The sequence below is a fragment of the Lutibacter profundi genome (assembly GCF_001543325.1).
Classification (GTDB): Bacteria; Bacteroidota; Bacteroidia; order Flavobacteriales; family Flavobacteriaceae; genus Lutibacter; species Lutibacter profundi.
Window position 1 is genome coordinate 1825602 of the sequence record NZ_CP013355.1, and the last position, 22062, is coordinate 1847663.

General features: G+C 29.5%; 23 protein-coding genes. 14 read left to right on the top strand and 9 right to left on the bottom strand.

The genetic code is table 11. The features are described 5' to 3' along the window. Nucleotides 1-10: 10 nt before the first annotated feature. Nucleotides 11-580, bottom strand: coding sequence for a DUF3109 family protein (locus Lupro_RS08085; protein WP_068208471.1), 570 nt, complete (start codon nucleotides 578-580; stop codon nucleotides 11-13). Between the two features lie 89 nt (nucleotides 581-669). Between Lupro_RS08085 and Lupro_RS08090 the strand changes: the two genes are divergently transcribed. Together Lupro_RS08090 and Lupro_RS08095 are read left to right on the top strand one after the other, a co-directional pair. Beyond that, the gene (locus Lupro_RS08090) at nucleotides 670-1254 is read left to right on the top strand and encodes a MarC family protein (protein WP_068211534.1); all 585 of its coding nucleotides are present in this window, start codon (nucleotides 670-672) and stop codon (nucleotides 1252-1254) included. A 12-nt stretch (nucleotides 1255-1266) separates the two neighbouring features. Beyond that, nucleotides 1267-1878: an FAD-dependent oxidoreductase gene (locus tag Lupro_RS08095; RefSeq protein ID WP_068208474.1), complete on the top strand. Its 612-nt coding sequence runs from the start codon at nucleotides 1267-1269 to the stop codon at nucleotides 1876-1878. Between the two features lie 31 nt (nucleotides 1879-1909). Here the strand turns inward: Lupro_RS08095 and Lupro_RS08100 are convergent, their stop codons facing one another. Continuing rightward, nucleotides 1910-2722: a BtpA/SgcQ family protein gene (locus Lupro_RS08100; protein ID WP_068208477.1), complete on the bottom strand. Its 813-nt coding sequence runs from the start codon at nucleotides 2720-2722 to the stop codon at nucleotides 1910-1912. Between the two features lie 74 nt (nucleotides 2723-2796). Here Lupro_RS08100 and Lupro_RS08105 point away from each other — a divergent pair, with 74 nt between their 5' ends. Together Lupro_RS08105 and Lupro_RS08110 are read left to right on the top strand one after the other, a co-directional pair. After that, entirely contained in the window at nucleotides 2797-3882 is a 1086-nt protein-coding gene (locus Lupro_RS08105) for a carbohydrate kinase (protein WP_068208480.1), read from the top strand. After that, nucleotides 3879-4802: a pseudouridine-5'-phosphate glycosidase gene (locus Lupro_RS08110; protein WP_068208482.1), complete on the top strand. Its 924-nt coding sequence runs from the start codon at nucleotides 3879-3881 to the stop codon at nucleotides 4800-4802. The genes Lupro_RS08105 and Lupro_RS08110 overlap by 4 nt, the downstream gene beginning before the upstream one ends. Here the strand turns inward: Lupro_RS08110 and glmS are convergent, their stop codons facing one another. The 3 genes from glmS to Lupro_RS08125 are packed head-to-tail and all read right to left on the bottom strand — an operon-like array spanning nucleotide 4803 to nucleotide 9025. Continuing rightward, on the bottom strand, nucleotides 4803-6653 hold the full coding sequence (gene glmS / locus Lupro_RS08115) for a glutamine--fructose-6-phosphate transaminase (isomerizing) (protein ID WP_068208485.1): 1851 nt from the start codon (nucleotides 6651-6653) through the stop codon (nucleotides 4803-4805). 14 nt (nucleotides 6654-6667) lie between these two features. Beyond that, entirely contained in the window at nucleotides 6668-8191 is a 1524-nt protein-coding gene (locus tag Lupro_RS08120; protein ID WP_068208487.1) for a DUF4270 domain-containing protein, read from the bottom strand. A gap of 27 nt (nucleotides 8192-8218) precedes the next feature. Continuing rightward, the gene (locus Lupro_RS08125; RefSeq protein WP_068208490.1) at nucleotides 8219-9025 is read right to left on the bottom strand and encodes a glycogen/starch synthase; all 807 of its coding nucleotides are present in this window, start codon (nucleotides 9023-9025) and stop codon (nucleotides 8219-8221) included. Between the two features lie 107 nt (nucleotides 9026-9132). Between Lupro_RS08125 and panC the strand changes: the two genes are divergently transcribed. Genes panC through radA form a run of 4 tightly spaced genes read left to right on the top strand, consistent with a single transcriptional unit; the run spans nucleotide 9133 to nucleotide 12739 of the window. Next, nucleotides 9133-9972 carry a pantoate--beta-alanine ligase gene (panC, locus tag Lupro_RS08130; RefSeq protein ID WP_068208494.1) on the top strand — a complete coding sequence of 280 codons (840 nt, stop codon included), beginning with the start codon at nucleotides 9133-9135 and terminating at the stop codon, nucleotides 9970-9972. 38 nt (nucleotides 9973-10010) lie between these two features. Next, nucleotides 10011-10361, top strand: coding sequence for an aspartate 1-decarboxylase (gene panD, locus Lupro_RS08135; protein ID WP_068208497.1), 351 nt, complete (start codon nucleotides 10011-10013; stop codon nucleotides 10359-10361). A gap of 1 nt (nucleotide 10362) precedes the next feature. After that, nucleotides 10363-11337: a lysylphosphatidylglycerol synthase transmembrane domain-containing protein gene (locus tag Lupro_RS08140; RefSeq protein WP_068208499.1), complete on the top strand. Its 975-nt coding sequence runs from the start codon at nucleotides 10363-10365 to the stop codon at nucleotides 11335-11337. Between the two features lie 43 nt (nucleotides 11338-11380). Beyond that, entirely contained in the window at nucleotides 11381-12739 is a 1359-nt protein-coding gene (gene radA, locus Lupro_RS08145) for a DNA repair protein RadA (protein ID WP_068208502.1), read from the top strand. A 50-nt stretch (nucleotides 12740-12789) separates the two neighbouring features. Here radA and Lupro_RS08150 read toward each other — a convergent pair whose 3' ends face one another. Together Lupro_RS08150 and Lupro_RS13945 are read right to left on the bottom strand one after the other, a co-directional pair. Further along, nucleotides 12790-13536 (bottom strand): uroporphyrinogen-III synthase, encoded by a 747-nt coding sequence (locus tag Lupro_RS08150; RefSeq protein WP_068208504.1) that lies wholly within the window; start codon nucleotides 13534-13536, stop codon nucleotides 12790-12792. Between the two features lie 17 nt (nucleotides 13537-13553). Beyond that, a complete protein-coding gene (locus Lupro_RS13945) occupies nucleotides 13554-14216 on the bottom strand; it encodes a DUF4271 domain-containing protein (protein ID WP_068208507.1) in 663 nt (220 codons plus the stop codon). A 70-nt stretch (nucleotides 14217-14286) separates the two neighbouring features. On the opposite strand from Lupro_RS13945, the gene Lupro_RS08160 reads away from it, so the two are divergent. From Lupro_RS08160 to Lupro_RS08170, 3 genes are read left to right on the top strand one after another with little or no spacing between them, the layout of a single operon-like run. Next, a complete protein-coding gene (locus Lupro_RS08160; RefSeq protein ID WP_068208511.1) occupies nucleotides 14287-15006 on the top strand; it encodes a polyprenol monophosphomannose synthase in 720 nt (239 codons plus the stop codon). Nucleotides 15007-15024: 18 nt separating this feature from the next. Then, a complete protein-coding gene (locus tag Lupro_RS08165; RefSeq protein WP_068208513.1) occupies nucleotides 15025-16374 on the top strand; it encodes a dihydroorotase in 1350 nt (449 codons plus the stop codon). Next, nucleotides 16367-16837, top strand: a complete 471-nt coding sequence (locus tag Lupro_RS08170) for a DUF4296 domain-containing protein (RefSeq protein ID WP_068208516.1) — start codon at nucleotides 16367-16369, stop codon at nucleotides 16835-16837. Before Lupro_RS08165 ends, Lupro_RS08170 begins: the two co-directional genes overlap by 8 nt. Before the next feature lies 1 nt (nucleotide 16838). Here the strand turns inward: Lupro_RS08170 and Lupro_RS08175 are convergent, their stop codons facing one another. Then, complete coding sequence (locus Lupro_RS08175; RefSeq protein ID WP_068211536.1) at nucleotides 16839-17840, bottom strand: NAD-dependent epimerase/dehydratase family protein; 1002 nt, start codon at nucleotides 17838-17840, stop codon at nucleotides 16839-16841. Between the two features lie 85 nt (nucleotides 17841-17925). On the opposite strand from Lupro_RS08175, the gene tyrS reads away from it, so the two are divergent. Beyond that, nucleotides 17926-19212, top strand: a complete 1287-nt coding sequence (gene tyrS, locus Lupro_RS08180; RefSeq protein WP_068211538.1) for a tyrosine--tRNA ligase — start codon at nucleotides 17926-17928, stop codon at nucleotides 19210-19212. Nucleotides 19213-19225: 13 nt separating this feature from the next. Here tyrS and Lupro_RS08185 read toward each other — a convergent pair whose 3' ends face one another. After that, nucleotides 19226-20203, bottom strand: coding sequence for a LuxE/PaaK family acyltransferase (locus tag Lupro_RS08185; RefSeq protein WP_068208519.1), 978 nt, complete (start codon nucleotides 20201-20203; stop codon nucleotides 19226-19228). Nucleotides 20204-20291: 88 nt separating this feature from the next. Here Lupro_RS08185 and Lupro_RS08190 point away from each other — a divergent pair, with 88 nt between their 5' ends. Both Lupro_RS08190 and Lupro_RS08195 read left to right on the top strand, forming a co-directional pair. Then, nucleotides 20292-20831: an RNA polymerase sigma factor gene (locus Lupro_RS08190; RefSeq protein WP_068208523.1), complete on the top strand. Its 540-nt coding sequence runs from the start codon at nucleotides 20292-20294 to the stop codon at nucleotides 20829-20831. Between the two features lie 17 nt (nucleotides 20832-20848). After that, nucleotides 20849-22051, top strand: a complete 1203-nt coding sequence (locus Lupro_RS08195) for a porin family protein (RefSeq protein WP_068208527.1) — start codon at nucleotides 20849-20851, stop codon at nucleotides 22049-22051. Nucleotides 22052-22062 lie beyond the last annotated feature (11 nt).

Below are 22062 nucleotides of genomic sequence, written 5' to 3' on the forward strand. Positions count from 1 at the left end.
TAACTACTCTTTAAGTTTCAATAAAGGTTTTCGCTACTTTTTCAAGTTCGCTATACCAATCTTTTCCAAATTTTCTAATTAAAGCTTCTTTTACAAATTTATATACAGGTACTTGTAATTCTTTTCCTAAAGTACAAGCATCATCACAAATTGGCCACTTATGGTAATTTACTGCCGAAAACTCACTATATTCCATAATACGTATTGGGTATAAATGACAAGAAATAGGTTTTTTCCATTGTATTACACCTTGATTGTAAGCTTCTTCAATACCACATTTTGTAATGTTATTCTCATCAAAAATTACAAAAGCACAATCTTTATTATTAATTAAAGGCGTTTCAAATTCGCCTTCATTGGTTATAAAAAGTCCTTGATTTTCTATTGCTGAAATTCCTTCAGCTCTCAAAAATGGTTTTATTTTAGGATAAATATCTAACAATATTTGTAATTCTTCTTCTTCTAAAGGTGCACCTGCTTCACCGTCAATGCAACATTTACCTTTGCAAGAAGCCAAATTACAAACAAACTCCTTTTCTATAATATCTTCTGAAACTATTGTTTTTCCTAATTGAAACATGCTGCAAAATTAAACTATTTTTTTACATACATTTGTGTTAAATTAGATTGTTATTTTATAATTTAGTCCACTTTTAAAAATTTATGATTATGGGCTTCAATTTTAAAGAAATATTTACTGCAACAATGATATTGTTTGCTGTAATTGATATTATAGGTAACATTCCTATAATTATTGATTTACGAAAAAAAGTTGGGCATATACAGTCTGAAAAAGCTTCAATTATAGCTGGTGTTATTATGATTTCTTTTTTATTTTTAGGAGCAAGTATCTTAAACTTAATAGGTATTGATGTTAATTCATTTGCTGTAGCTGGTTCTTTTATTTTATTTTTTTTAGCTTTAGAAATGATTTTAGGAATTACACTTTATAAAGAGGAAGAAACAAATGCAATTACAGCATCTGTTTTTCCATTGGCATTCCCGCTAATTGCTGGTCCGGGTAGTTTAACCTCTATTTTATCTCTAAGAGCTGAATACGCAACAATAAATATTGTAATTGCCATAATTATAAATATTATATTTATGTATATTGTATTAAAAACTTCATCAAAAATTGAAAAAATAATCGGTGAAAATGGTATCAGCATTATACGTAAAATATTTGGCGTAATATTACTGGCAATTGCTGTTAAATTATTCACCACAAATATTCAAGGTTTATTACATAATTAAAATATATAAAATATGGGTTCTTTAGATGTGTTAATTATTGGAGGAAGTGCTGCTGGGTTGTCAAGTGCTTTAATTTTAGGTTCAGCATTAAACAAGCCTTTTGGTATTGGCAAAAAAGTTGGAATTATTACGCACCAAAAAAGTGCTGCCTTACAAAATGCTGAATTAAATAATGTTTTGGGATTTAAAAAAGGAACAAAAGGAAATGAAATTCTTAAAGAAGGTTTAATTCAATTGGCTGAAACCTATCCTGAAATAATTCAAATAGCTAAGGAAAAAGTAGTTAAAGTTGAAGGTAATTACCCAAGTTTTACAGTAGTTACCAATAAAAATTCATATCAAACAAAAAAAATTGTAGTTGCGGTTGGCCCTTCTAATTTATTTAATATTGAAGGATTAATGCAATATGTGATTCCTCATAAAGCGATACCTGCTGTTAAAGAAAAAATTATGCTTAAAAACAACAATCACATAGTTACTGAAGGAATTTACGTTGCTGGTGTTTTAGCTGGTTGGAGAAGTCAATATGCAATTGCAGCCGGTAGTGGGTCTCAAGTTGCCACTGATATTTTAACTTTATGGAATGGAGGAAACCATACAATGATCCATGATGTAATTGAGTAAAAAATGAATTTTATAAAAGTCTTTGGATGTCTTATTTAAGTCTAATCCTTTTTGCTTCTTCCATAAACCTTGCAATTTTATCATAATTTAGAGCATTTTTCCAATGCCCATCTTCTTTAAACCAAGAACCAACAATTAAAGCATCTGCAATAGGTAAATATGTTTCTAAATTTTTTAAAGTTACACCCGAACCTACAATTACAGGAATTTTACAAGCTTTTTTTACCGTTTTCACCTCCTCAATATTTGCTTCTTCACCTGTACTTGTTCCCGTTATTATAAGTCCATCACTCCTAAAGTATTCGGCTGTTTTGGCTGTTTCTTCTAAACTAATATCTGAAGTTAATGCATGGGAACTATGCTTCTTTTTAATATCTGTAAAAACTGCTATTTCTTCTGCGTCAATTTGTTTCCTGTAACGCAATAAATCTCCAGCGCAAGAATCTATATAACCTTCATCGGCCAAATGCCCAAATACAAACCCTTCAGCACGAATAAAATCCAAATTTGCTGCTTTTGCAACTGCTAACGCAGCTCTGTTAGCTGATGATAATACTTGAATACCACAAGGCAATTGTGTTGTTTGCTTTATTTGCGAACCAATAAGCGTCATCATTGCACTAATTTCATGTCCTACCTCATTTTTAATGTAAGGTACATCGTGCATATTTTCTATTGCTAAAGCATCTATTCCTGCTTTTTTATATAATTGGGCTTCCATTAAGGCAGTTTCTAAAATTTCATTGTTATTATTTTTATAACCTGGCGTACCTGGCAAAGCTTTTAAATGAATCATTCCAATAATTATCTGATTTCTTTTAAAAATTTTGAGAAATTTTTCCATAAATTAAAATACAGTGTTTAATTAAAATGTAAATTTACACAAATGTTTAGTTTTAAACATTAATTTAGATAAAAATGACTAAGCGAGAACAAGAAATTCTGATTATACTAAAGGAAAACCCTTTAATAACACAGCAAGAACTAGCAAATATATTAGGAATTAAACGTTCATCTGTTGGCGTGCATTTAAGTAATCTACTTAAAAAAGGTTATTTAAAAGGTAAAGGATATATTATAAATGAAGCTCCTTATTTAGTAGTTTTAGGAGGTGCTAATGTTGATATTGTTGGTTTTACAGATGTTCCTTTAGTTATGAAAGATTCCAACCAAGGAACACTTAAAATTTCTATGGGTGGCGTTGGCAGAAATATTGCCGAAAATTTAGTAAGGCTTGGTTTAAATACAAAATTGATAAGTGTAATTGGAGATGACGCAAATGGATATCAACTTAAATCACATTCTCAACAAATTGGATTGGACATTTTAGATAGTTTGTTTTTGAAAAATCAACCTACATCCGTCCATTTAGCAATAATGGATGAGCATAACGACATGGCTTTGGGACTTTCTGCTATGGATATTTATAATCAGTTTAGCTTGGCCTTTATCAAAAAAAAGCATGAAATTTTACAAAAAGCCGAATGTATTGTTTTAGATACCAATATGCCAAAAGCAATTTTAGATGCAGTAGCTGCTAATTATCATTCTCAAAAACTATTTTTAGATGCAGTAGCTGGTTCAAAAGCCTTACGTGCTAAAAACATTTTACAGTTTTTATACGTTTTAAAAGTGAACCGGTTAGAAGCTGAAATTTTAAGCGGACTAACCATTAAAAAAACTACAGACGTTCCTAAACTTGCCAATTACTTTCACAAAATAGGAGTAAAAAACGTATGTATTACACTAGGTAATGAAGGTGCTTTTTATAGTAATTCCAAAATAAATGGTTATATAAAACCACAAAAAATAAGTGTTATAAACGCCAATGGAGCCGGTGATGCTTTTATGGCTGGACTCATTTTTTATGATTTACAAAATAAATCATTGAAAGAAAGTGCATCTTTTGGGATGACCTGTGCTGCCGTTACTTTAGAACATGAAGACAATGTACACCCAGAATTACAACAAAAACTTAATACCCAACTAAAAACATTTAAATGAATTCTTTTTTAGAAATACATCCTGAAGTTAAACAAGCACTTGCTAATAACAAACCTGTTGTAGCACTAGAATCTACCATTATATCACACGGAATGCCTTATCCAAAAAATATGGAAACTGCATTGCACGTTGAACAAATTGTACGTAACAATCGTGCTATTCCTGCAACCATTGCAATTATCAATGGTAAATTAAAAGCCGGATTAACAAAAACAGAAATAGAGTTATTAGCCAAACAAGGACCATCTGTAATTAAAACAAGTAGAAGAGATATTCCTTATTTAGTTTCTAAAAATTTGACTGGGGCAACAACAGTTGCTTCAACCATGATTATTGCGCAAATGGCTGGTATTAAAATATTTGCAACTGGTGGTATTGGAGGAGTTCATAGAGGAGCAGCTGAAAGTTTTGATATTTCGGCAGATTTACAAGAACTAGCCCATACCAATGTTGCGGTGGTTTGCGCAGGAGCAAAAGCTATTTTAGATCTTAATTTAACGTTGGAATATTTAGAAACTCAAGGGGTTCCTGTAATTGGATACAAAACCAAAGAATTACCTGCTTTTTACACTCGTAAAAGCGGATTAAATGTAGATTTTAAACTAGATTCAGCACAAGAAATAGCTACCTTTCTCAAAAGTAAATGGGATTTAAACCTCAATGGAGGCGTTGTTATTGCAAATCCGGTACCTTCTGAATATCAAATGGATTATTCACTCATAATGAGCATTATTGATAATGCACTTTTAGAAGCAGATAAATTAGGTGTAAAAGGAAAAGAAAGCACTCCTTTTTTATTAGAAAAAATAACTGATTTAACTCAGGGTCAAAGTTTAGAAACTAACATTCAATTAGTTTTAAATAATGCTAAACTAGCTTCAAAAATTGCATGCAATTATGTAAAACTAATAAACCATTAATTACTCCACCGTAACGGATTTTGCTAAATTTCTTGGTTGATCTACATCACAACCTCTCATTACAGCAATATAATATGATAGCAATTGTAAAGGTATAGTGGCAAGCAATGGTGTAAAGGCTTCTTCAGTTTCAGGAATCTCTATTACGTGGTCAGCAATTTCTCTAACTGTTGTATCTCCTTTTGTAACTACAGCAATTATTTTTCCATTACGTGATTTTATTTCCTGAATATTACTCACCACTTTATCATAATGACCTTTGTTTGTAGCTATTATTACAACAGGCATAGATTCATCAATTAATGCAATTGGCCCGTGCTTCATTTCAGCAGCTGGATAACCTTCTGCATGTATGTATGAAATTTCTTTTAATTTTAATGCACCTTCAAGAGCTACGGGGAAATTATAACCTCTTCCTAAATACAGGCAATTAGAAGCGTCTTTATAAATAGCTGCTATTCTTTCAATTTCAGAACTAATTTTTAATGTCTCTTCAATTTTAGAAGGAATCAAAGTCATTTCTTGTAAAAATGCATGAAACCTAGAATTTGAAATTTCACCTTTTAAATTTCCTAGTTTTAAAGCCATTAATGTTAGTACTGTAATTTGAGTTGTAAATGCCTTTGTTGATGCAACTCCTATTTCTGGGCCGGCATGAGTATATGCTCCTGTATCTGTTTCTCTAGCAATAGACGACCCAACAACATTACATATTCCAAAAACAAATGCTCCTTTAGATTTAGCTAATTTTATAGCTGCTAAAGTGTCTGCTGTTTCTCCAGATTGAGATATTGCAATTACAACATCACCTTTATTAATTACAGGGTTACGGTACCTAAATTCAGAAGCATATTCCACTTCTACAGGAATACGTGCTAAATCTTCAAATAAATATTCAGCCACCAAACCTGCATGCCAAGAAGTGCCACAAGCAACAATAATAATTTTATTTGCATTTAAAAATTTTGCAATATTATTATCAACGCTACCCATTTTAATAATGCCATTATTTGCCAAAAGCCTTCCTCTATAGGTGTCAATAATTGCATTTGGTTGCTCATAAATCTCCTTTAACATAAAGTGATTGTAACCACCTTTTTCTATTTGCTCTAAATTTAATTTTAATTCTTGAATAGTTGGTTCAACCTCAGAATCATCTTGAATTTTATGAATTTTAATATCTCTTCCTAACTTAATTATTGCGAGTTCCTCATCATCTAAATAAACTGCATCTTTAGTATATTCAATAAATGGAGAAGCATCAGATGCTACAAAAAATTCTTGGCTATTTTCGCCTATACCAATAGCTATAGGGCTTCCTAAACGTGCAACAATTATTTCATCTGGTTTAGTAACGTCAAAAACAGCAATTGCATAAGCTCCAACTACATTTGTAAGTGCTAATTGAACAGCTTTTCCTAATTTGCAGTTATTGGTGGTTTTTACCTCTTCTATCAAATTAATTAAAACTTCAGTATCTGTTTCGCTTTTAAAAGTATATCCCCTTGTTAGAAGTTCTTTTTTTAACGTATTGTAGTTTTCAATTATTCCGTTGTGGACAATTACTAAATTTCCTGAACTAGAAACATGTGGATGTGAATTTTCATTATTAGGAATACCATGAGTAGCCCAACGAGTGTGCCCTAAAGCTAAATTTCCATCAATATCTTTATTTTCAGCAAGTTTTTTTAATTCAGCAACTTTTCCTTTTGTTTTATAAAGTTGCATTCCCTTTTTATTAGTTAAAACAACTCCTGCGCTGTCATAACCTCTATATTCTAAACGCTGTAAACCGTTTATAACTATTGGGTATGCCTTTCTAAAACCTAAATAACCAACAATTCCACACATAATAATTTATGTTATTAATTATTAATTTGAGAGTAAGAAATTTCTAGTTTAACTTTTTTATCTCCTGCACTTTCATTTGCACCAAACAGAACAACTCCTTTTGGATTCCAATTAAAATCTTTTATTTTATTATCTATAATACTCGCAGGTAAATCTGTAGAATTATAGACTCTTAATCCTAATTTTACTAAATCTAAAGGTTCTTCAGATTTTAAAAGTTCTGATACATAATCTGTAATTTTAAATACATACTTATATGGGTTTCCATCTTCATCTCTTTCTAATCTCCCTCCAAATGCAGCCAATCCTTCAGACATCATATCTCGTATATGCTCTTTTTTATCATAATTGTATAATAAAAGCTGCTCCGGGGCAATGTTACTTGATGCGTTTTGATCTACATAAAAGGTTAGGTTAGCATCGGTAATTAACCAATTATTACTTTGTAATTCGTTTATATTTTCATTTTTAAATAACTCTAAAATTTCCATAGTTCCTGCAGCTCCTTGTACATACAGTCTATCATTACCACTTTGACGAGAATTTGTATAATCTCTCTCTAATATATTTGATTTAATAGCTCCAAATACAAATATAAATTCTTTCTTTATTCTAACTCCTTGCTCTCCATTAACGCCATTTCCATTTAAATCTATATCTGCGCCCTCATCTTCATCATTTGAAAAATATATCGTTATTTTTGCATTTGCCATATTTAGCGATATTAAATGTGATTTATCATTCAATAATTCTTCTGCCTCAATATACAGCCCTCTAAAATAATGATGAAACTCATCTAATGACGAGAATTCAATGCCAGATGCGTTATCAACAAAAATTTGTTGAATCATACTTTCGTTTAAAGGAATTTTAATGCTTGGACTTAGGTCTGTTTGTTTAATAGTGTCTTTATCAAAAACAGTTCCGTCAGCCAAATATCTTTTTATTATAGATATTGTATCGTCTGGGTTAACTTTAAAGTTTGCTGAATAAAAAGGAGTTGTCCCTTTTTGAAATACTTTATCTGAATAATAAACTGCGTTTTTTGAAGGATCTTCTGGGTCCAACGTATTTAAAAAAGTTTTAAGTTCATAAACACTTAATTGAAATTCAACGTCAGTATCACCAATAATTGAGTCTATAGAAAATTTGGGTTTCCCATCTGCATAATTTTCTTCTCTTGTTACTTGATATGGAATGTTGAGTATTACTGAATCAATACTTGAATTTGTTCCATAATTATATTCAATATCAATTACTGGAAGTGATAATTGAGATACAATTGACGCTTTTAACTTTCCAAATTCAGGGTCTGAATATACTCCTAATAAATATTGTGGAATACCCGTTGTAGGTACTCTATTAATATTTTGAGGGGTTGTAAAAACTTCTGAAGTTAGAGCGTTTGTACTAAAATTATTGTTATCTACAAGATTTACACCAATACTTTCAATGTTTTGTTCACATGAAATTACCATAAAAAATACTAAGAATAATAATCCAAAGTATTTAATTGCATTTACAACTTTTGTTGTCATATATAATTTTTGATTTTTTTTATTGAACTATAAAACTTTGTTTAAATAAAATTCTGTGTAAGCTGTATCAAATTCACTAACAGGGAAATAGTCCAATACAGGTTTTTCCGTTGTTTTTAAAATTTCGTTTAACTCACTAGGAAGTTCTTCGCTACCTTTAATAACTGCATCAGAATTTTGAATTGCATTAATTAATATATTTACATAGTTTGGCTTAGATAAAGTTTTTATTGTTGACTCATCAATATTGTCAAACTTAATTTTTTCACTAAACTCTTTACTTAACGAACCTTCAAAACCTTTATTATAAACAGATGTAACTATTTTGCTTTCTGAAAATAACGCATCATCTTTATAGTATTCTTTAATATATAATGGTAAAAGTGATGCCATCCATCCGTGAACATGAATAATATCTGGTGCCCAATTTAATTTTTTTACAGTTTCAATTACTCCTTTTGCAAAAAATATTGCTCGCTCATCATTATCATCAAATAACTTGTTATCTTCATCAGTATATAATGCTTTTCTTTTAAAATACTCATCATTATCAATAAAATAAACTTGCATTCTTTCTTTTGGAATGGATGCAACTTTAATAATTAATGGCATATCCATATCATTAATTACCAAATTCATTCCAGATAAACGAATAACCTCGTGTAATTGATGTCTTCTTTCATTTATTAATCCATATCTAGGTATAAATATTCTTGTTTGCCCTCCTTTGCCATGAATCATTTTAGCGGCTTCAAATGAAGATGTTGACAATTCGTTTTCTGGCAAATAAGGTATAACTTCCGAAGAAACAATCAATACTCTCTTATCTTTCATAATCCAACTATATATTTTAAATATTATGCAAAATTACGAAATTTTATATAGAATTTAGCTTGAAAAATGTAAGTTTGCACGCTTTTAACGTTTATTAACAATAGTATATGTTAGTTTTTGCTAAAATAAAATCAATACAAGAATATTTAAAGTCCTTAAAAAAGGGAACTTCAATTGGTTTTGTTCCCACAATGGGTGCGCTTCACAAAGGACATTTATCACTTATTGAGCAAGCAAAAAAAGAAAATGATGTTGTTGTAGTTAGTATTTTTGTTAACCCAACCCAATTTGATAAAAAAGAAGATTTAATAAATTACCCTAAAACTATTGATCAAGATTTAGCTCTTTTAAAAAAAATAAAATGTGATTTTGTTTTTACTCCAACTGCAAAAGAAATTTACAGTAACAATGTTAAATCTCAACAATTTAATTTTGATGGTTTAGAGTATCAAATGGAAGGAAAATTTAGAGAAGGACATTTTGATGGTGTAGGGACTATTGTTAAACGTTTTTTTGAAATTATAGCTCCCACTAACGCTTATTTTGGCGAAAAAGATTTTCAACAACTCCAAATTATTAGAAAAATGGTGCAAAAAACCCATTTACCAATAAAAGTAATTGGTTGCGCTATTTATAGAGAAACTGATGGTTTAGCTATGAGTTCTAGAAACTCAAGACTGACAAAAGAGCATAGAAAAGCAGCTCCTTTTATTTATAAAATACTTAAGCAAGTAAAAAACAAGTTTGGCATAAAAAATGCCTTAGAAATAACAAAATGGGTTGAAAATGAATTTAAAAAACAACCGTTATTAAAGTTGGAGTATTTTGAAATTGCCAACGAAGAAACTCTTCAACCAATTAAAAATAAAGATTTTAAGCAAAATTACAGAGCTTTTATAGCTGTTTTTGCTGATAAAATTAGACTTATTGATAATATAAGTTTATAAATATGAACTGTTTAATACAAAATCATTAATTTTGCACCATGCAAATAGAAGTAGTAAAATCAAAAATTCACAGAGTTAAAGTAACCGGAGCCGATTTACAATATATTGGCAGCGTTACTATTGATGAGGATTTAATGGAAGCCGCAAATATAATACAAGGAGAAAAAGTTCAAATAGTAAATATTAACAATGGTGAGCGCCTTGAAACATATGCTATTCCAGGCCCTAGAAAAAGTGGTGAAATCACATTAAACGGCCCAGCTGCCAGAAAAGTTGCTAAAGGAGATATTGTTATTATAATTTCTTATGCAATAGTAGATTTTGAAGAAGCTAAATTGTTTAAGCCTTCACTTATTTTCCCTAATGAAATAGATAATTCATTAACGTAATTTGAGTTTTAATATAAAAAAAATAAGTTTTATAACACTCCCTATTGTATTGGGAGTTTTTTTAATTTGGTATTCACTCTCTAAATTAACAGATAACGATATACTATCTATAAAAACTTCTTTTAAAACAGCAAATTATTGGTGGGTTGCCTTGTCGTTATTTTTTGGTGTTTTAAGTCATTTATCACGTGCATACCGTTGGCAATTTTTACTAGAGCCTTTGGGTTATAAACCACGATTTGCAAATAGCATTATGGCTGTTTTAATTGCTTATTTACTTAATTTAGTTATTCCTAGGTCTGGTGAGGTTGCCCGTGCTGCTAGTATTAAAAAATATGAAAAAATTCCTTTTAAAAAAGCTTTTGGAACAATTGTAGCCGAGCGTGTTGCCGATGTAATTATGTTACTTTTTATTACTGGAATCGCATTTTTTTTACAAACCGAACTTCTTGCTAGTTATCTTTTTAAAGATGATAAAGAAAGTACTCTTATCTCTAAAGTTTTCTTTTTTATTGTATTACCCGTAATTGGCTATTTTACTTATACTGTTTTAAAAAAATCCAAAAATTCTTTTTTATTGAAAATATTTTCATTTATAAACGGATTAATGGATGGTGTTAAAAGCATAAAAAGAATGGAAAAGAAATGGCAATTTATTTTTCATACTGTTTTTATATGGACAATGTATGTTCTTATGTTTTACACTACAACTTTTGCTTTACCCGAAACTACAAATTTACCTTTTGCCGCCATTATTGTTGGCTTTGTTGTTGGCGGATTTAGTATGGCTTTAACTAACGGAGGTTTAGGAACTTACCCTGTGTTTGTTGCAAGTGCTCTTATATTATATCATGTTGATGATAACCCTGCGCGTGCCTTTGGATGGATTATGTGGACCGCACAAACTTTGATGGTAATTGTATTTGGTGGAATCTCTTTCTTATTAATTCCCATCTATAATAAATATCAAAAATAACTAAGAATTCTTAGTATATTTACTTTTTTCAACTCATATAAACATGGCTAAAACTAAAACAACTTTTTTTTGTCAAAATTGTGGCGCCCAATATGCAAAATGGTTAGGGCAATGTAACTCTTGCCATAAATGGAATACAATTGTTGAGGAGATTATTCAAAAAGAAGAAAAAAGAAGTTGGAAACAAACTACCAAAACAAAAAGAGTAAGCAATGCTTTAAAAATTAATGAAATCCCCTTCGATAAAGAAGACAAAATTTCAACAAAAAATAATGAGCTAAACAGAGTTTTAGGTGGGGGATTGGTAAAAGGGTCAATGCTTCTTTTGGGTGGTGAACCTGGTATTGGAAAATCTACTTTATTACTTCAAATTGCGCTAACACTCCCTAAAAAGGTATTATATGTTTCTGGCGAAGAAAGTCAATCTCAAATAAAAATGCGAGCTGAACGATTACAAAACTCCAATACAAACTGTTTAATTTTAACCGAAACAAATACACAAAATATTTTTAAGGTTATTGAAGAAATAACTCCTGATGTTGTTGTGATAGACTCTATTCAAACTTTATACACAGAATATATTGAAGCTTCTCCTGGTTCTATTTCACAAATTAGAGAAACAACTGCCGAACTTATTAAATTTGCCAAAGAAACGGCAACACCTGTACTTCTAATAGGGCATATAACAAAGGATGGCAATATTGCTGGCCCAAAAATATTAGAACATATGGTAGATGTTGTATTGCAATTTGAAGGCGACAGGAATCATACATATAGAATACTACGTGCTATTAAAAATAGATTTGGATCTACTGCAGAGATTGGAATTTATGAAATGCAACATACGGGCTTACGCCAAGTTGAAAACCCTTCTGAAATTTTAATTTCTCAAAAAGAAGATAATTTGAGTGGTACTGCAATTGCAGCTACATTAGAAGGTGTGAGGCCATTAATGATTGAAGTTCAAGCGTTGGTAAGCACAGCTGTTTATGGAACACCTCAGCGTTCATCTACTGGTTATGATATAAAGAGGTTAAACATGCTTTTAGCTGTTTTAGAAAAACGTGCAGGGTTTAGGTTAGGTGCAAAAGATGTTTTTTTAAATATTGCAGGAGGTATAAGAGTAGATGATCCTGCGATAGACTTGGCTGTAATAAGTGCTATTTTATCTTCAAATGAAGATATTGCAATTCCACAAGACTTTTGTTTTGCAGCTGAAATTGGTTTGGCTGGAGAAATTCGCCCTATAAGTAGAGTAGAACAACGCATTTTAGAGGCTGAAAAACTAGGATTTCACAAAATATTTATTTCAAAATTTAACAAGGTAAACAGCTCAAATCATACCATTAAAATTATAAAGATTACTAAGGTTGAAGATGTTTTCTCTAATTTATTTATATAAAAAAAACTTGAGTTTATCTCAAGTTTTTTTTATATAATTTAATAATTATTTTATCTTTTATTTGCTTTTATTATGTATTTTTCTAGTGCCATAGTCATTGAAGGAGTTTCAGGAGTTGGTGCCTGAATACTGCATTTTAACCCTGCATCAGTTGCAGCTTTTACAGTTGAATTTCCAAAAACAGCTATGCGTGTATTTTTTTGTTGAAAATCCGGAAAATTCTTGAATAAAGAATCAATTCCTGATGGGCTAAAAAACACTAAAATATCATAAAAAACATCTTCTAAGTTTGATAAATCGCTAACAACTGTTTTAAATAAAATTGCCCTGTCCCAATTAACATTAATTTCATTCAATACTTGTGGAATAATTTCTTTTAATTTATCAGATGATGGTAATAAGAACTTTTCTTCTTTATATTTTTTAATAATTTTGGCTAGTTCAGGGAACGTTCTTTTTCCAACATAAATTTTTCGTTTACGATAAACAACATACTTTTGTAAATAAAAAGCTACAGCTTCAGACTGGCAAAAATACTTCATATCATCAGGTACCGTAAATCGCATTTCTTCAGCAATTCTAAAAAAATGATCAACTGCATTTCTACTTGTTAAAATAATAGCAGTATAATTATTTAAATCAATTTTTTGAACCCTAACATCTTTAGCTGAAACCCCTTCAACATGAATAAATGGCACAAAGTCTATTTTAACCTTTTGTTTTTCCATTAATTCAACATAAGGAGAATTTTCAGTCTTAGGAGCTGGTTGAGAAACTAGTATTGTTTTCACTTTCATAAGCTTCAATTTTATTTTTAAAAAGTTAGTTTTAAAACAATTATTAAAGGCGCTATTTCAAGGGCGCAAATGTACAAAATAAAATAGAACAAGTTATTAAAAATGAGCTTTTTATTCATTATAAGCATTAAAACGTATCTCACAATTAACAAAAAAACAAATAACATTGCCGTAATTTCAAAAAATAATTTATTGTAATATCTTGAGTACACACTTAGTATTAAAAAGGGTAATAACCATAAAATTACATTATTAAAATAATTAGATTTATCAAAAACTATTTTGCTATACTCATTTATAAAATTAAATAAATATGCTAGTAAAAGCCCTAATACGTAACGTGAGCTGTAATACAAACTAACCCAAAATAAAATTAGTATATAGCCTTTAAAATTTAATAATTCGACTTCAAATTGAAAATAAACATTCGTTAAAAAAATTAATAATGATAGTGCTAAAAGTTGCACACTAAAAAGTAATATTTGAAACCCATTTAGTAGTTTTCTTTTTTCTTTGTTGAAGTATATTGAAAGATATTTTCTTGAAAGGAAAAACACATTTGTATGAGATAGTCTTTCATTGTATACAACTTTAGTGATTGTTAAAACGACTAAAATGACTAAAAAAACAATTGTTATCCAATCTTTATTTTGATATATTATTTTTAAAGCTTCAGCCATTAATTTAAGGTATATTTTTAACGCAAAATTAGGAATAATTTGTTTTATCTTTGTCAAATAATTTTTTTAGATGTCAAATACGCTTGTTATAATTCCTACATACAATGAAAAAGAAAATATTGAAGCTATTATTGAAGCCGTATTTTCTCAGGAAAAAGAATTTGATATATTGGTTGTTGATGACAGTTCTCCAGATGGAACGTCTAAAATTGTAGCTACCCTCCAACGTAAATTTTCTAACTTATTTTTAGAAATTAGAAAAGAAAAAAATGGCCTCGGCGCTGCTTATATCCATGGTTTTAAATGGGCTTTGAATAAAAATTATGATTATATTATAGAAATGGATGCTGATTTTTCGCATAATCCAAAAGATTTAATATCTTTATATAATGCTTGCGCTATTGATGGAGCTGATTTCTCAATTGGATCAAGATATTTAAATAACAAAATTAACGTAATTAACTGGGATATTAAACGATTACTCCTATCCTATTTCGCCTCAAAGTACGTTAAAATTATTACTCAAATCCCCATTTTTGATACCACAGCAGGTTTTGTTTGTTACAAAAGCAAAGTGTTAAAAAATATTGAATTAGATAAAATTAAATTTGTTGGATATGCATTTCAAATTGAGATGAAGTTTAAAGCTTGGAAACGAAAATTTAAACATAAAGAAATCTCTGTTATTTTTACCGATCGAAAAAAAGGAACTTCAAAAATGAGTGGCTCCATAATTTCAGAAGCTGTGTTTGGAGTTATAAAAATGAGATTGCAAGGGTTACCTAAATAAAAAAGAAAAAGAAAAAACATGAGTTTAACACTTATTAAAAATGCTAAAATTGTTAACGAAGGAGAAACAATTGAGGGAGATGTATTAATTAACGGAGAATATATTGTAGATATAGATTCTTCAATAAGTCCAAAATCTGCAAATACAACTGTTATTGATGCCGAAGGTAAATATTTAATTCCAGGTGTTATTGATGATCAGGTTCACTTTCGTGAGCCAGGATTAACTCACAAGGCAACCATTAGAACCGAAAGTAAAGCTGCTATTGCTGGTGGTATAACTTCATTTATTGAAATGCCAAATACAGTTCCTCAAGCAACAACTCAAAAGTTATTAGAGAAAAAATTTGAAATTGCTTCAAAAAATTCATACGCTAATTATTCATTTATGTTTGGCGGAACAAACGATAATTTAGAAGAATTAATAAAAACAGACCCTGCAAATGTTGCTGGTATTAAATTATTTTTAGGATCTTCAACAGGAAATATGCTTGTTGATAACGATGCTATTTTAGAAAAAATATTTTCCTCTACAAAAATGCTTATCGCAGTACATTGTGAAGATGAGCAAACTATAAAAAATAATTTAGCATCCTATTTAAAAGAATATGGTGAAGATATTCCTATAGAAATACACCCAAAAATTAGAAGCGAACAAGCTTGTTATTTATCTTCATCAAAAGCTATTGAATTGGCTAAGAAAACAGGAGCACGTTTGCATGTGTTTCACTTATCAACAGAAAAGGAAACACACCTTTTTACTAATAAAATTCCTTTAGAAAAAAAACAAATTACTGCTGAAGTTTGTGTTCACCATTTGTGGTTTGATGAAAGTGATTACGAAAAGAAAGGGGCATTTATAAAGTGGAACCCAGCAATTAAGACCAAAGAAGATAAAGAAGGTTTGTGGAAGGCTTTATTGAATGATAAAATTGATGTAATAGCATCTGATCACGCACCTCATACTTTAGAAGAAAAACAACAAGTTTACACAAAAGCACCAAGCGGAGGCCCTTTAGTGCAACACGCTTTACCTGCTTTATTACAGGCACATAGAAAAGGTAAAATATCCGTTGAGAAAATTGTTGAGAAAATGTGTCACAATCCTGCAAAAATATTTAAAATTAAAAAAAGGGGATTTATAAAAAAAGGGTATTATGCCGATTTAGTGTTGGTAGACCTTTATTCACCTTGGACTGTTACCAAAGATAATATTTTGTACAAATGCGGATGGTCTCCTTTTGAAGGGACTACTTTTTATTCAAAAATTACACATACATTTGTTAATGGGTATTTAGCGTATTACAATGGTGTTTTTCACGATGAATTAAATGGTAAACGCTTACAATTTGACCGTACAAATGAATAAATTTTTACACATAATTATTTTAAGTATGTTTCTGGGTGCTTGTACAAGCAATACAATCCTAAAAAAGCCCAAAGACCTAATACCAAAAGAAGAAATGGTTGACTTATTAACAGATATATTTATAGCAAATGGCGCTATGAGTGTTAAAAACACCAACCTAAAACGCAATGTAAATTATTTTCCGTTTGTTTTTGAAAAATATAAAATAGACACCACTAGATTTAAAGAAAGTAACTATTATTACACCTCTAGAATTGATGATTATGACTATATTTTAGGAAAAGTTGATAAGCGTTTGAAAGCTCTTAAACACCAATACGAAAATGACCTTAAGATTAGAGATTCTATCAAACGTATTGAGAAAGATTCATTAAGAAAGGTAACTTCCCCTAAAAAAAATAAACAACATGAAATTATTAAGAGGCTTCAAAAAAATCGTTTAAAAAAAGAAATTATTGAATAAGCTATTTCTCATATAGTTTACAAACAGCTTTTACAGTAGCAAAAACTGATTCAAACTGAAAATCAATCGCTTTCTTTATTTTTTCTGAAGAATAATAATGTTTATTGTGAATTGCTTTTGAAGATTGCTTTGTAAGTAAAGGAGGTTTGTGCGTTAAAATAGCTCTTATTTTTTCTAAACGCCAACCTATGGCAGTCATAAACTTTGTGGTTTTAATTGTGGGTCTTTTTTTATTAAAACTATCTGCAATCTTAAAAAATACATCTTTAAAACTCACATTTTCAGAAACTAAAATATAACGTTCGTTCTTTATGTCACTTTGCATTAATTGTATCATTATTTTAACTACATCAGTCGTAGATACAAACCCTGTAATTCCTTCAGAGTAAAATTTTAGCCCATTATAAATTTTTGAAAAAAGTTCTCCCGACCCATTATGCCAAAACCCAGCGCCTAAAATTACACCGGGGTTTACAATTACAACATCAACACCTTCTTGAGAAGCTCTCCAAACTTCCATTTCAGCACCGTGTTTTGTTATTGCATAACCATAATTATTTAACTCTACATTCCATTCACAATTTTCATCTATAATTTTATTATTTATAGATTTTTCAATAGTAGCAATTGAACTTACATAACATATTTTTTTTACCTTTTTCGCAATACAAAGATTTACAATATTAGAAGTGCCTTCAATATTAACTTTACGCATAGCTTTGTTGTCTTTCGAGTTAAAAGAAATTAATGCCGCTGCATGGTAAACCTCTGACACATTTTCAAAGGCTTTTTCCAACGAAAACACATCAGTTATATCTGCTTCAACCCATTCAATTTTCTTGAAAAGAGTTTCAAAGTTAGATGAATAATAACTAAATACTTTTTTTACTGCATTTAAATTACTATTTTTTCTATGGATGGCTCTTACCATATTATTTTTCAATACCAATTGAAGTAATAAATGTGAACCCACCAAACCTGTACCTCCTGTAACTAAAATCATAAAACGAAAATATAAAAAACTAAGGGTTAAAAATAAATTACTAACAACTAAAATTTTATATTTGCTAAAAATTAAAATTTTAAAAATGAATTTTGTTGAAGAATTACGTTGGAGAGGCATGTTACACGACATTACGCCTGAAACTGAAGAATACCTTTTAAAAAATAAAACTACAGGATATATTGGTTTTGACCCAACTGCCGATTCCTTACATATTGGAAGTTTAGTTCCAATTATATTACTTATGCATTTTCAAAAAGCTGGTCATAACCCTATTGCATTGGTTGGCGGAGCTACAGGAATGGTAGGAGACCCTTCAGGAAAGTCTGATGAACGTAATTTATTAGACGAAGCTACTTTAAATAAAAATGTTGCAGGTGTGAAAAGTCAGTTAGCTCGTTTTTTAAATTTTGATAGTACCACTAAAAATGCTGCTCAATTGGTAAATAATTACGATTGGATGAAAGAAATTTCATTAATTGAATTTGTGCGCGATATTGGAAAGCACATTACCGTAAATTATATGATGGCAAAAGATTCTGTAAAAAAACGCTTAGATTCTGAAGCTAAAACAGGAATGAGTTTTACTGAATTTACCTACCAATTATTCCAAGGATATGATTTTTACCATTTATACAAAGAAAAAAACTGTAGGCTTCAAATGGGAGGTTCAGATCAATGGGGAAATATTACTACTGGAACTGAATTAATTAGAAGAAAAGTTCAAGGTAAAGCTTATGCGTTAACTTGTAAATTAATTACTAAAGCAGACGGCTCTAAATTTGGCAAAACTGCCGGAGGAAACATTTGGTTAGACGCCAATAGAACATCTCCTTATAAATTCTATCAATATTGGTTAAATTCATCAGATGAAGATGCTGAAAAGTATATTAAAATATTTACTTTTTTAGATAAAGAAACCATTGAAACGTTAATAGCAAAACATAAAGAAGCTCCTCATTTACGTATTCTTCAAAAAAAAATTGGAGAAGAAGTAACTGTAATGACTCACGGAGAAGAAGCATATAATAATGCCATAAAAGCTTCAGCAATTTTATTTGGAAAATCAACTGCTAACGATTTAAAAACATTAGATGAACAAACTTTTTTAGATATTTTTGATGGTGTTCCTCAAGCTAAGATTAAACGTGAAGTAATTGAAAACGGATTGGATATTGTTGCTGCTTTTGCAGAAAACGGATTTTTAAAATCAAACGGAGAAGTACGTAGAGCACTAAAAGAAAACTCCATTTCAGTTAATAAAGAGAAAATAAAAGAAGATTTCGTTATTACAATCTCTGATTTAATTGCTGATAAATATGTGTTATTACAGCGTGGCAAAAAAAGTTATTTTTTATTGAAAGTTGTTTAAAGAATTCTAAAAATTACATTACCATTAAATTACAACCTCTAATATCTGAGTTGTCAAACCTTCCTAATACTTCAAAAGTATTATTTGGGTGAATTTTTCCCAAATCTTGGGTAGTAATAAAAGAACATGAATTTACATTTGCCAAATCAATTACATTAATACCTCCTGATTTTCCTGTAGGTAATAATGTAAGCGCATCTTCGGTATCACGAATTAAAATTTTCATCCAAGGAGGGCATTTAAAAATTCCATTCCCTTTAGAATACGCTTGGCTTAGCAGTTCAGTCATTCCATACTCTGAATGAATTTTTTTTACTCCAAAACCCTCACACAAAATTTGATGTAATTCTTCTCTAATTAATTCTTTTCTTCTGCCTTTCATACCTCCTGTTTCCATAATAATGGTGTTTTTTAGTTGAAATTTATATTTTTCAACCAAGTCTAACAACGCAAAAGAAACTCCTATTAATATTGTTTTTTCATTATTTTTATCTAATTCTAATAAATTTTTATGTAGTTCATCAAGGTTATTTAGATAAAATCCACTTCTAGGTTTTTTAGATTTTTTAATAAAATTATTCACCATATAAATTAATGAAGATCCTTCTCGTTCAAGATAGGATGGCAACAAAGCTAAAATTGTGTAATTTTTTAATGACCCATAAAAATATTCAAATCCTTTTTCAAAACTTTTTTCATAAATAGTTAAATCCGTAACAAAATGTTTACTTTGGCTATTTCCAGTTGTCCCACTACTTAAAAATAGTTGTTGAATTTTCTCTTTTGAAGAAATAACTTTATGAGATTTAAAAAACTGGATGGGTAAAAAAGGGATTTGCTTTATACTTTTAACATCTCTTATATCAACATGTAAATAATTTATAAACGCTTTATAAACTAAATTATTTTCAGCTTGAAATTTAAATATTTCAAGTGAAATCTGCTTAAAATCGTTGGCATTAGAAATGTTAAAAAACTTATTTATTTTCATAAACTTTGGGAAACATCACAAAAGTAATGTAAATTTACGCAACCTATTATCTTTTTAGGTATCTTATTAACAATTAAAACAGTTGCTTTTGGGTTTAAATAAACTCATAAAACAATGTGCTAAGAACGATCGAAAAGCACAAGAAGAAATTTACCAGCTTTTTGCCGGTAAGTTATTTTCAATATGCTTAAAGTACTCTAAAAATAAACAAGAGGCTCAAGATAATTTTCAAGATGGTTTTGTAACTATTTTTAATAAAATTGGGCAGTTTAAATTTAAAGGATCTTTTGAAGGTTGGTTAAAGCGAATTATGGTTAACACTATTCTGTTAAAATATAGACAAAAAAACGTGTTAAACATTGTTGTTACAGAGGAGATACCTGACGAAGTAATTGTTGATGTTGATGATGAGGAAATTTCTTTAGATTTTTTGCTAAATCTAATACAGGAATTGCCTGATAGATACAGAATGGTTTTCAACCTATATGTATTGGATGGTTATTCACACAAAGAAATTTCTAAAATGTTGTGTATTGCTGAGGGTACGTCCAAATCAAATTTAGCCCGAGCAAGAGCCATTTTAAAGAACAAAATTGAATTACATCAAGAAGAGCAACAATCTGTTTAAGATTAATTAAGGTAGTAGTGAAAGATTATAAAAATATTGATAGAATATTCCAAGAGAATTTAAAAGACTTTGAGGTTTTTCCTCCAAACAATTCTTGGAACGCCATTGAAAAACAATTAGCTCCAACTTCTAAAAAACGCCACATACCTATTTGGTTTAAAGTTTCTAGTGTTGCAGCATTACTTGTTTTATTTTTTAGCATTGGTACCATTTTTTTATTACCCACAAATAACTTCACTAAAAATTTAATTTTTAATAGTGATAAACAAAAAGAAAAATTAAATACTAAAGATACTTTAAATAGTAAAAATACTGTTATAAAATCTAATACCATAAACGAAAAAGAATCAGTAAAAAGTATTTTCGATTTTGAGAATGAGAAAAACATTTTAAGTTTAGAGAATGTTGATTCAAAAAAAACTGATGAGAATGTTGAAAAAAATGGGATTACAAACAAACATTTAAATAGGTATTATTCTTTAACTGATGGTAAAAATTTACCACTAAAAAACAATATCAATAAAAAAGTTTTAGGTAAAGATTTTTTAAAAGGTAGATTGTCTGTAGCAACAATATTTGCTCCAATTTATATCAATTCATTTGGTAGTGGGTCTGGAATTGATTCTCAATTTAAAGAAAATACAACTTCTGGAAATTCATCCTATTCGTATGGTGTTAAATTTGCCTACAAACTTAACAACAAGTTTAGTATACAATCTGGTGTTAACCTTATTAATTTAGGATATACAACTAATGATGTATTTATAACACCTGGGGTAGCTGTTATCAGTTTATCCAATCTATCAAGTAACCCTATTTCAAGTAAAAGCAGCAATATCTCCTCAAAAGAAATTACCAATACAGGAAACATAAATCAAATTTTTGGTTATGTTGAAATTCCTGTAGAAATAAAATACAATGTTACCAATGGCAAATTAGGTGTTAATTTAGTTGGTGGTTTTAGTACACTTCTTTTAAATAAAGATGAAGTTTTTATTGAAACAAGCAATTTTTCACAAAGTTTAGGTTCTTCGAACAATTTAAGATCTGTAAACTTTAGTGGTAATATTGGATTAGATGTAGATTATTCAATCCATAAAAATCTATATATCAATATATCACCCATGTTTAAAGTTCAAACAAACACATTTTCTAAAAACGCTGGTAGTATTCAACCTTATTACCTAGGAGTTTATACAGGATTAAATTATAAGTTTTAGTTGGTTTATTA

Bases quoted from the DNA above. Each gene is read 5' to 3' on its own strand.
- Lupro_RS08105 (WP_068208480.1), top strand. From the start codon at position 2,797: ATGACTAAGCGAGAACAAGAAATTCTGATTATACTAAAGGAAAACCCT.
- Lupro_RS08110 (WP_068208482.1), top strand. From the start codon at position 3,879: ATGAATTCTTTTTTAGAAATACATCCTGAAGTTAAACAAGCACTTGCT.
- Lupro_RS08095 (WP_068208474.1), top strand. From the start codon at position 1,267: ATGGGTTCTTTAGATGTGTTAATTATTGGAGGAAGTGCTGCTGGGTTG.
- panC (WP_068208494.1), top strand. From the start codon at position 9,133: ATGTTAGTTTTTGCTAAAATAAAATCAATACAAGAATATTTAAAGTCC.
- Lupro_RS08085 (WP_068208471.1), bottom strand. From the start codon at position 580: ATGTTTCAATTAGGAAAAACAATAGTTTCAGAAGATATTATAGAAAAG.
- Lupro_RS08150 (WP_068208504.1), bottom strand. From the start codon at position 13,536: ATGAAAGTGAAAACAATACTAGTTTCTCAACCAGCTCCTAAGACTGAA.
- Lupro_RS08185 (WP_068208519.1), bottom strand. From the start codon at position 20,203: ATGAAAATAAATAAGTTTTTTAACATTTCTAATGCCAACGATTTTAAG.
- tyrS (WP_068211538.1), top strand. From the start codon at position 17,926: ATGAATTTTGTTGAAGAATTACGTTGGAGAGGCATGTTACACGACATT.
- Lupro_RS08100 (WP_068208477.1), bottom strand. From the start codon at position 2,722: ATGGAAAAATTTCTCAAAATTTTTAAAAGAAATCAGATAATTATTGGA.
- Lupro_RS08125 (WP_068208490.1), bottom strand. From the start codon at position 9,025: ATGAAAGATAAGAGAGTATTGATTGTTTCTTCGGAAGTTATACCTTAT.
- Lupro_RS08120 (WP_068208487.1), bottom strand. From the start codon at position 8,191: ATGACAACAAAAGTTGTAAATGCAATTAAATACTTTGGATTATTATTC.
- Lupro_RS08090 (WP_068211534.1), top strand. From the start codon at position 670: ATGGGCTTCAATTTTAAAGAAATATTTACTGCAACAATGATATTGTTT.
- glmS (WP_068208485.1), bottom strand. From the start codon at position 6,653: ATGTGTGGAATTGTTGGTTATTTAGGTTTTAGAAAGGCATACCCAATA.
- Lupro_RS13945 (WP_068208507.1), bottom strand. From the start codon at position 14,216: ATGGCTGAAGCTTTAAAAATAATATATCAAAATAAAGATTGGATAACA.
- panD (WP_068208497.1), top strand. From the start codon at position 10,011: ATGCAAATAGAAGTAGTAAAATCAAAAATTCACAGAGTTAAAGTAACC.
- radA (WP_068208502.1), top strand. From the start codon at position 11,381: ATGGCTAAAACTAAAACAACTTTTTTTTGTCAAAATTGTGGCGCCCAA.
- Lupro_RS08175 (WP_068211536.1), bottom strand. From the start codon at position 17,840: ATGATTTTAGTTACAGGAGGTACAGGTTTGGTGGGTTCACATTTATTA.
- Lupro_RS08160 (WP_068208511.1), top strand. From the start codon at position 14,287: ATGTCAAATACGCTTGTTATAATTCCTACATACAATGAAAAAGAAAAT.
- Lupro_RS08170 (WP_068208516.1), top strand. From the start codon at position 16,367: ATGAATAAATTTTTACACATAATTATTTTAAGTATGTTTCTGGGTGCT.
- Lupro_RS08165 (WP_068208513.1), top strand. From the start codon at position 15,025: ATGAGTTTAACACTTATTAAAAATGCTAAAATTGTTAACGAAGGAGAA.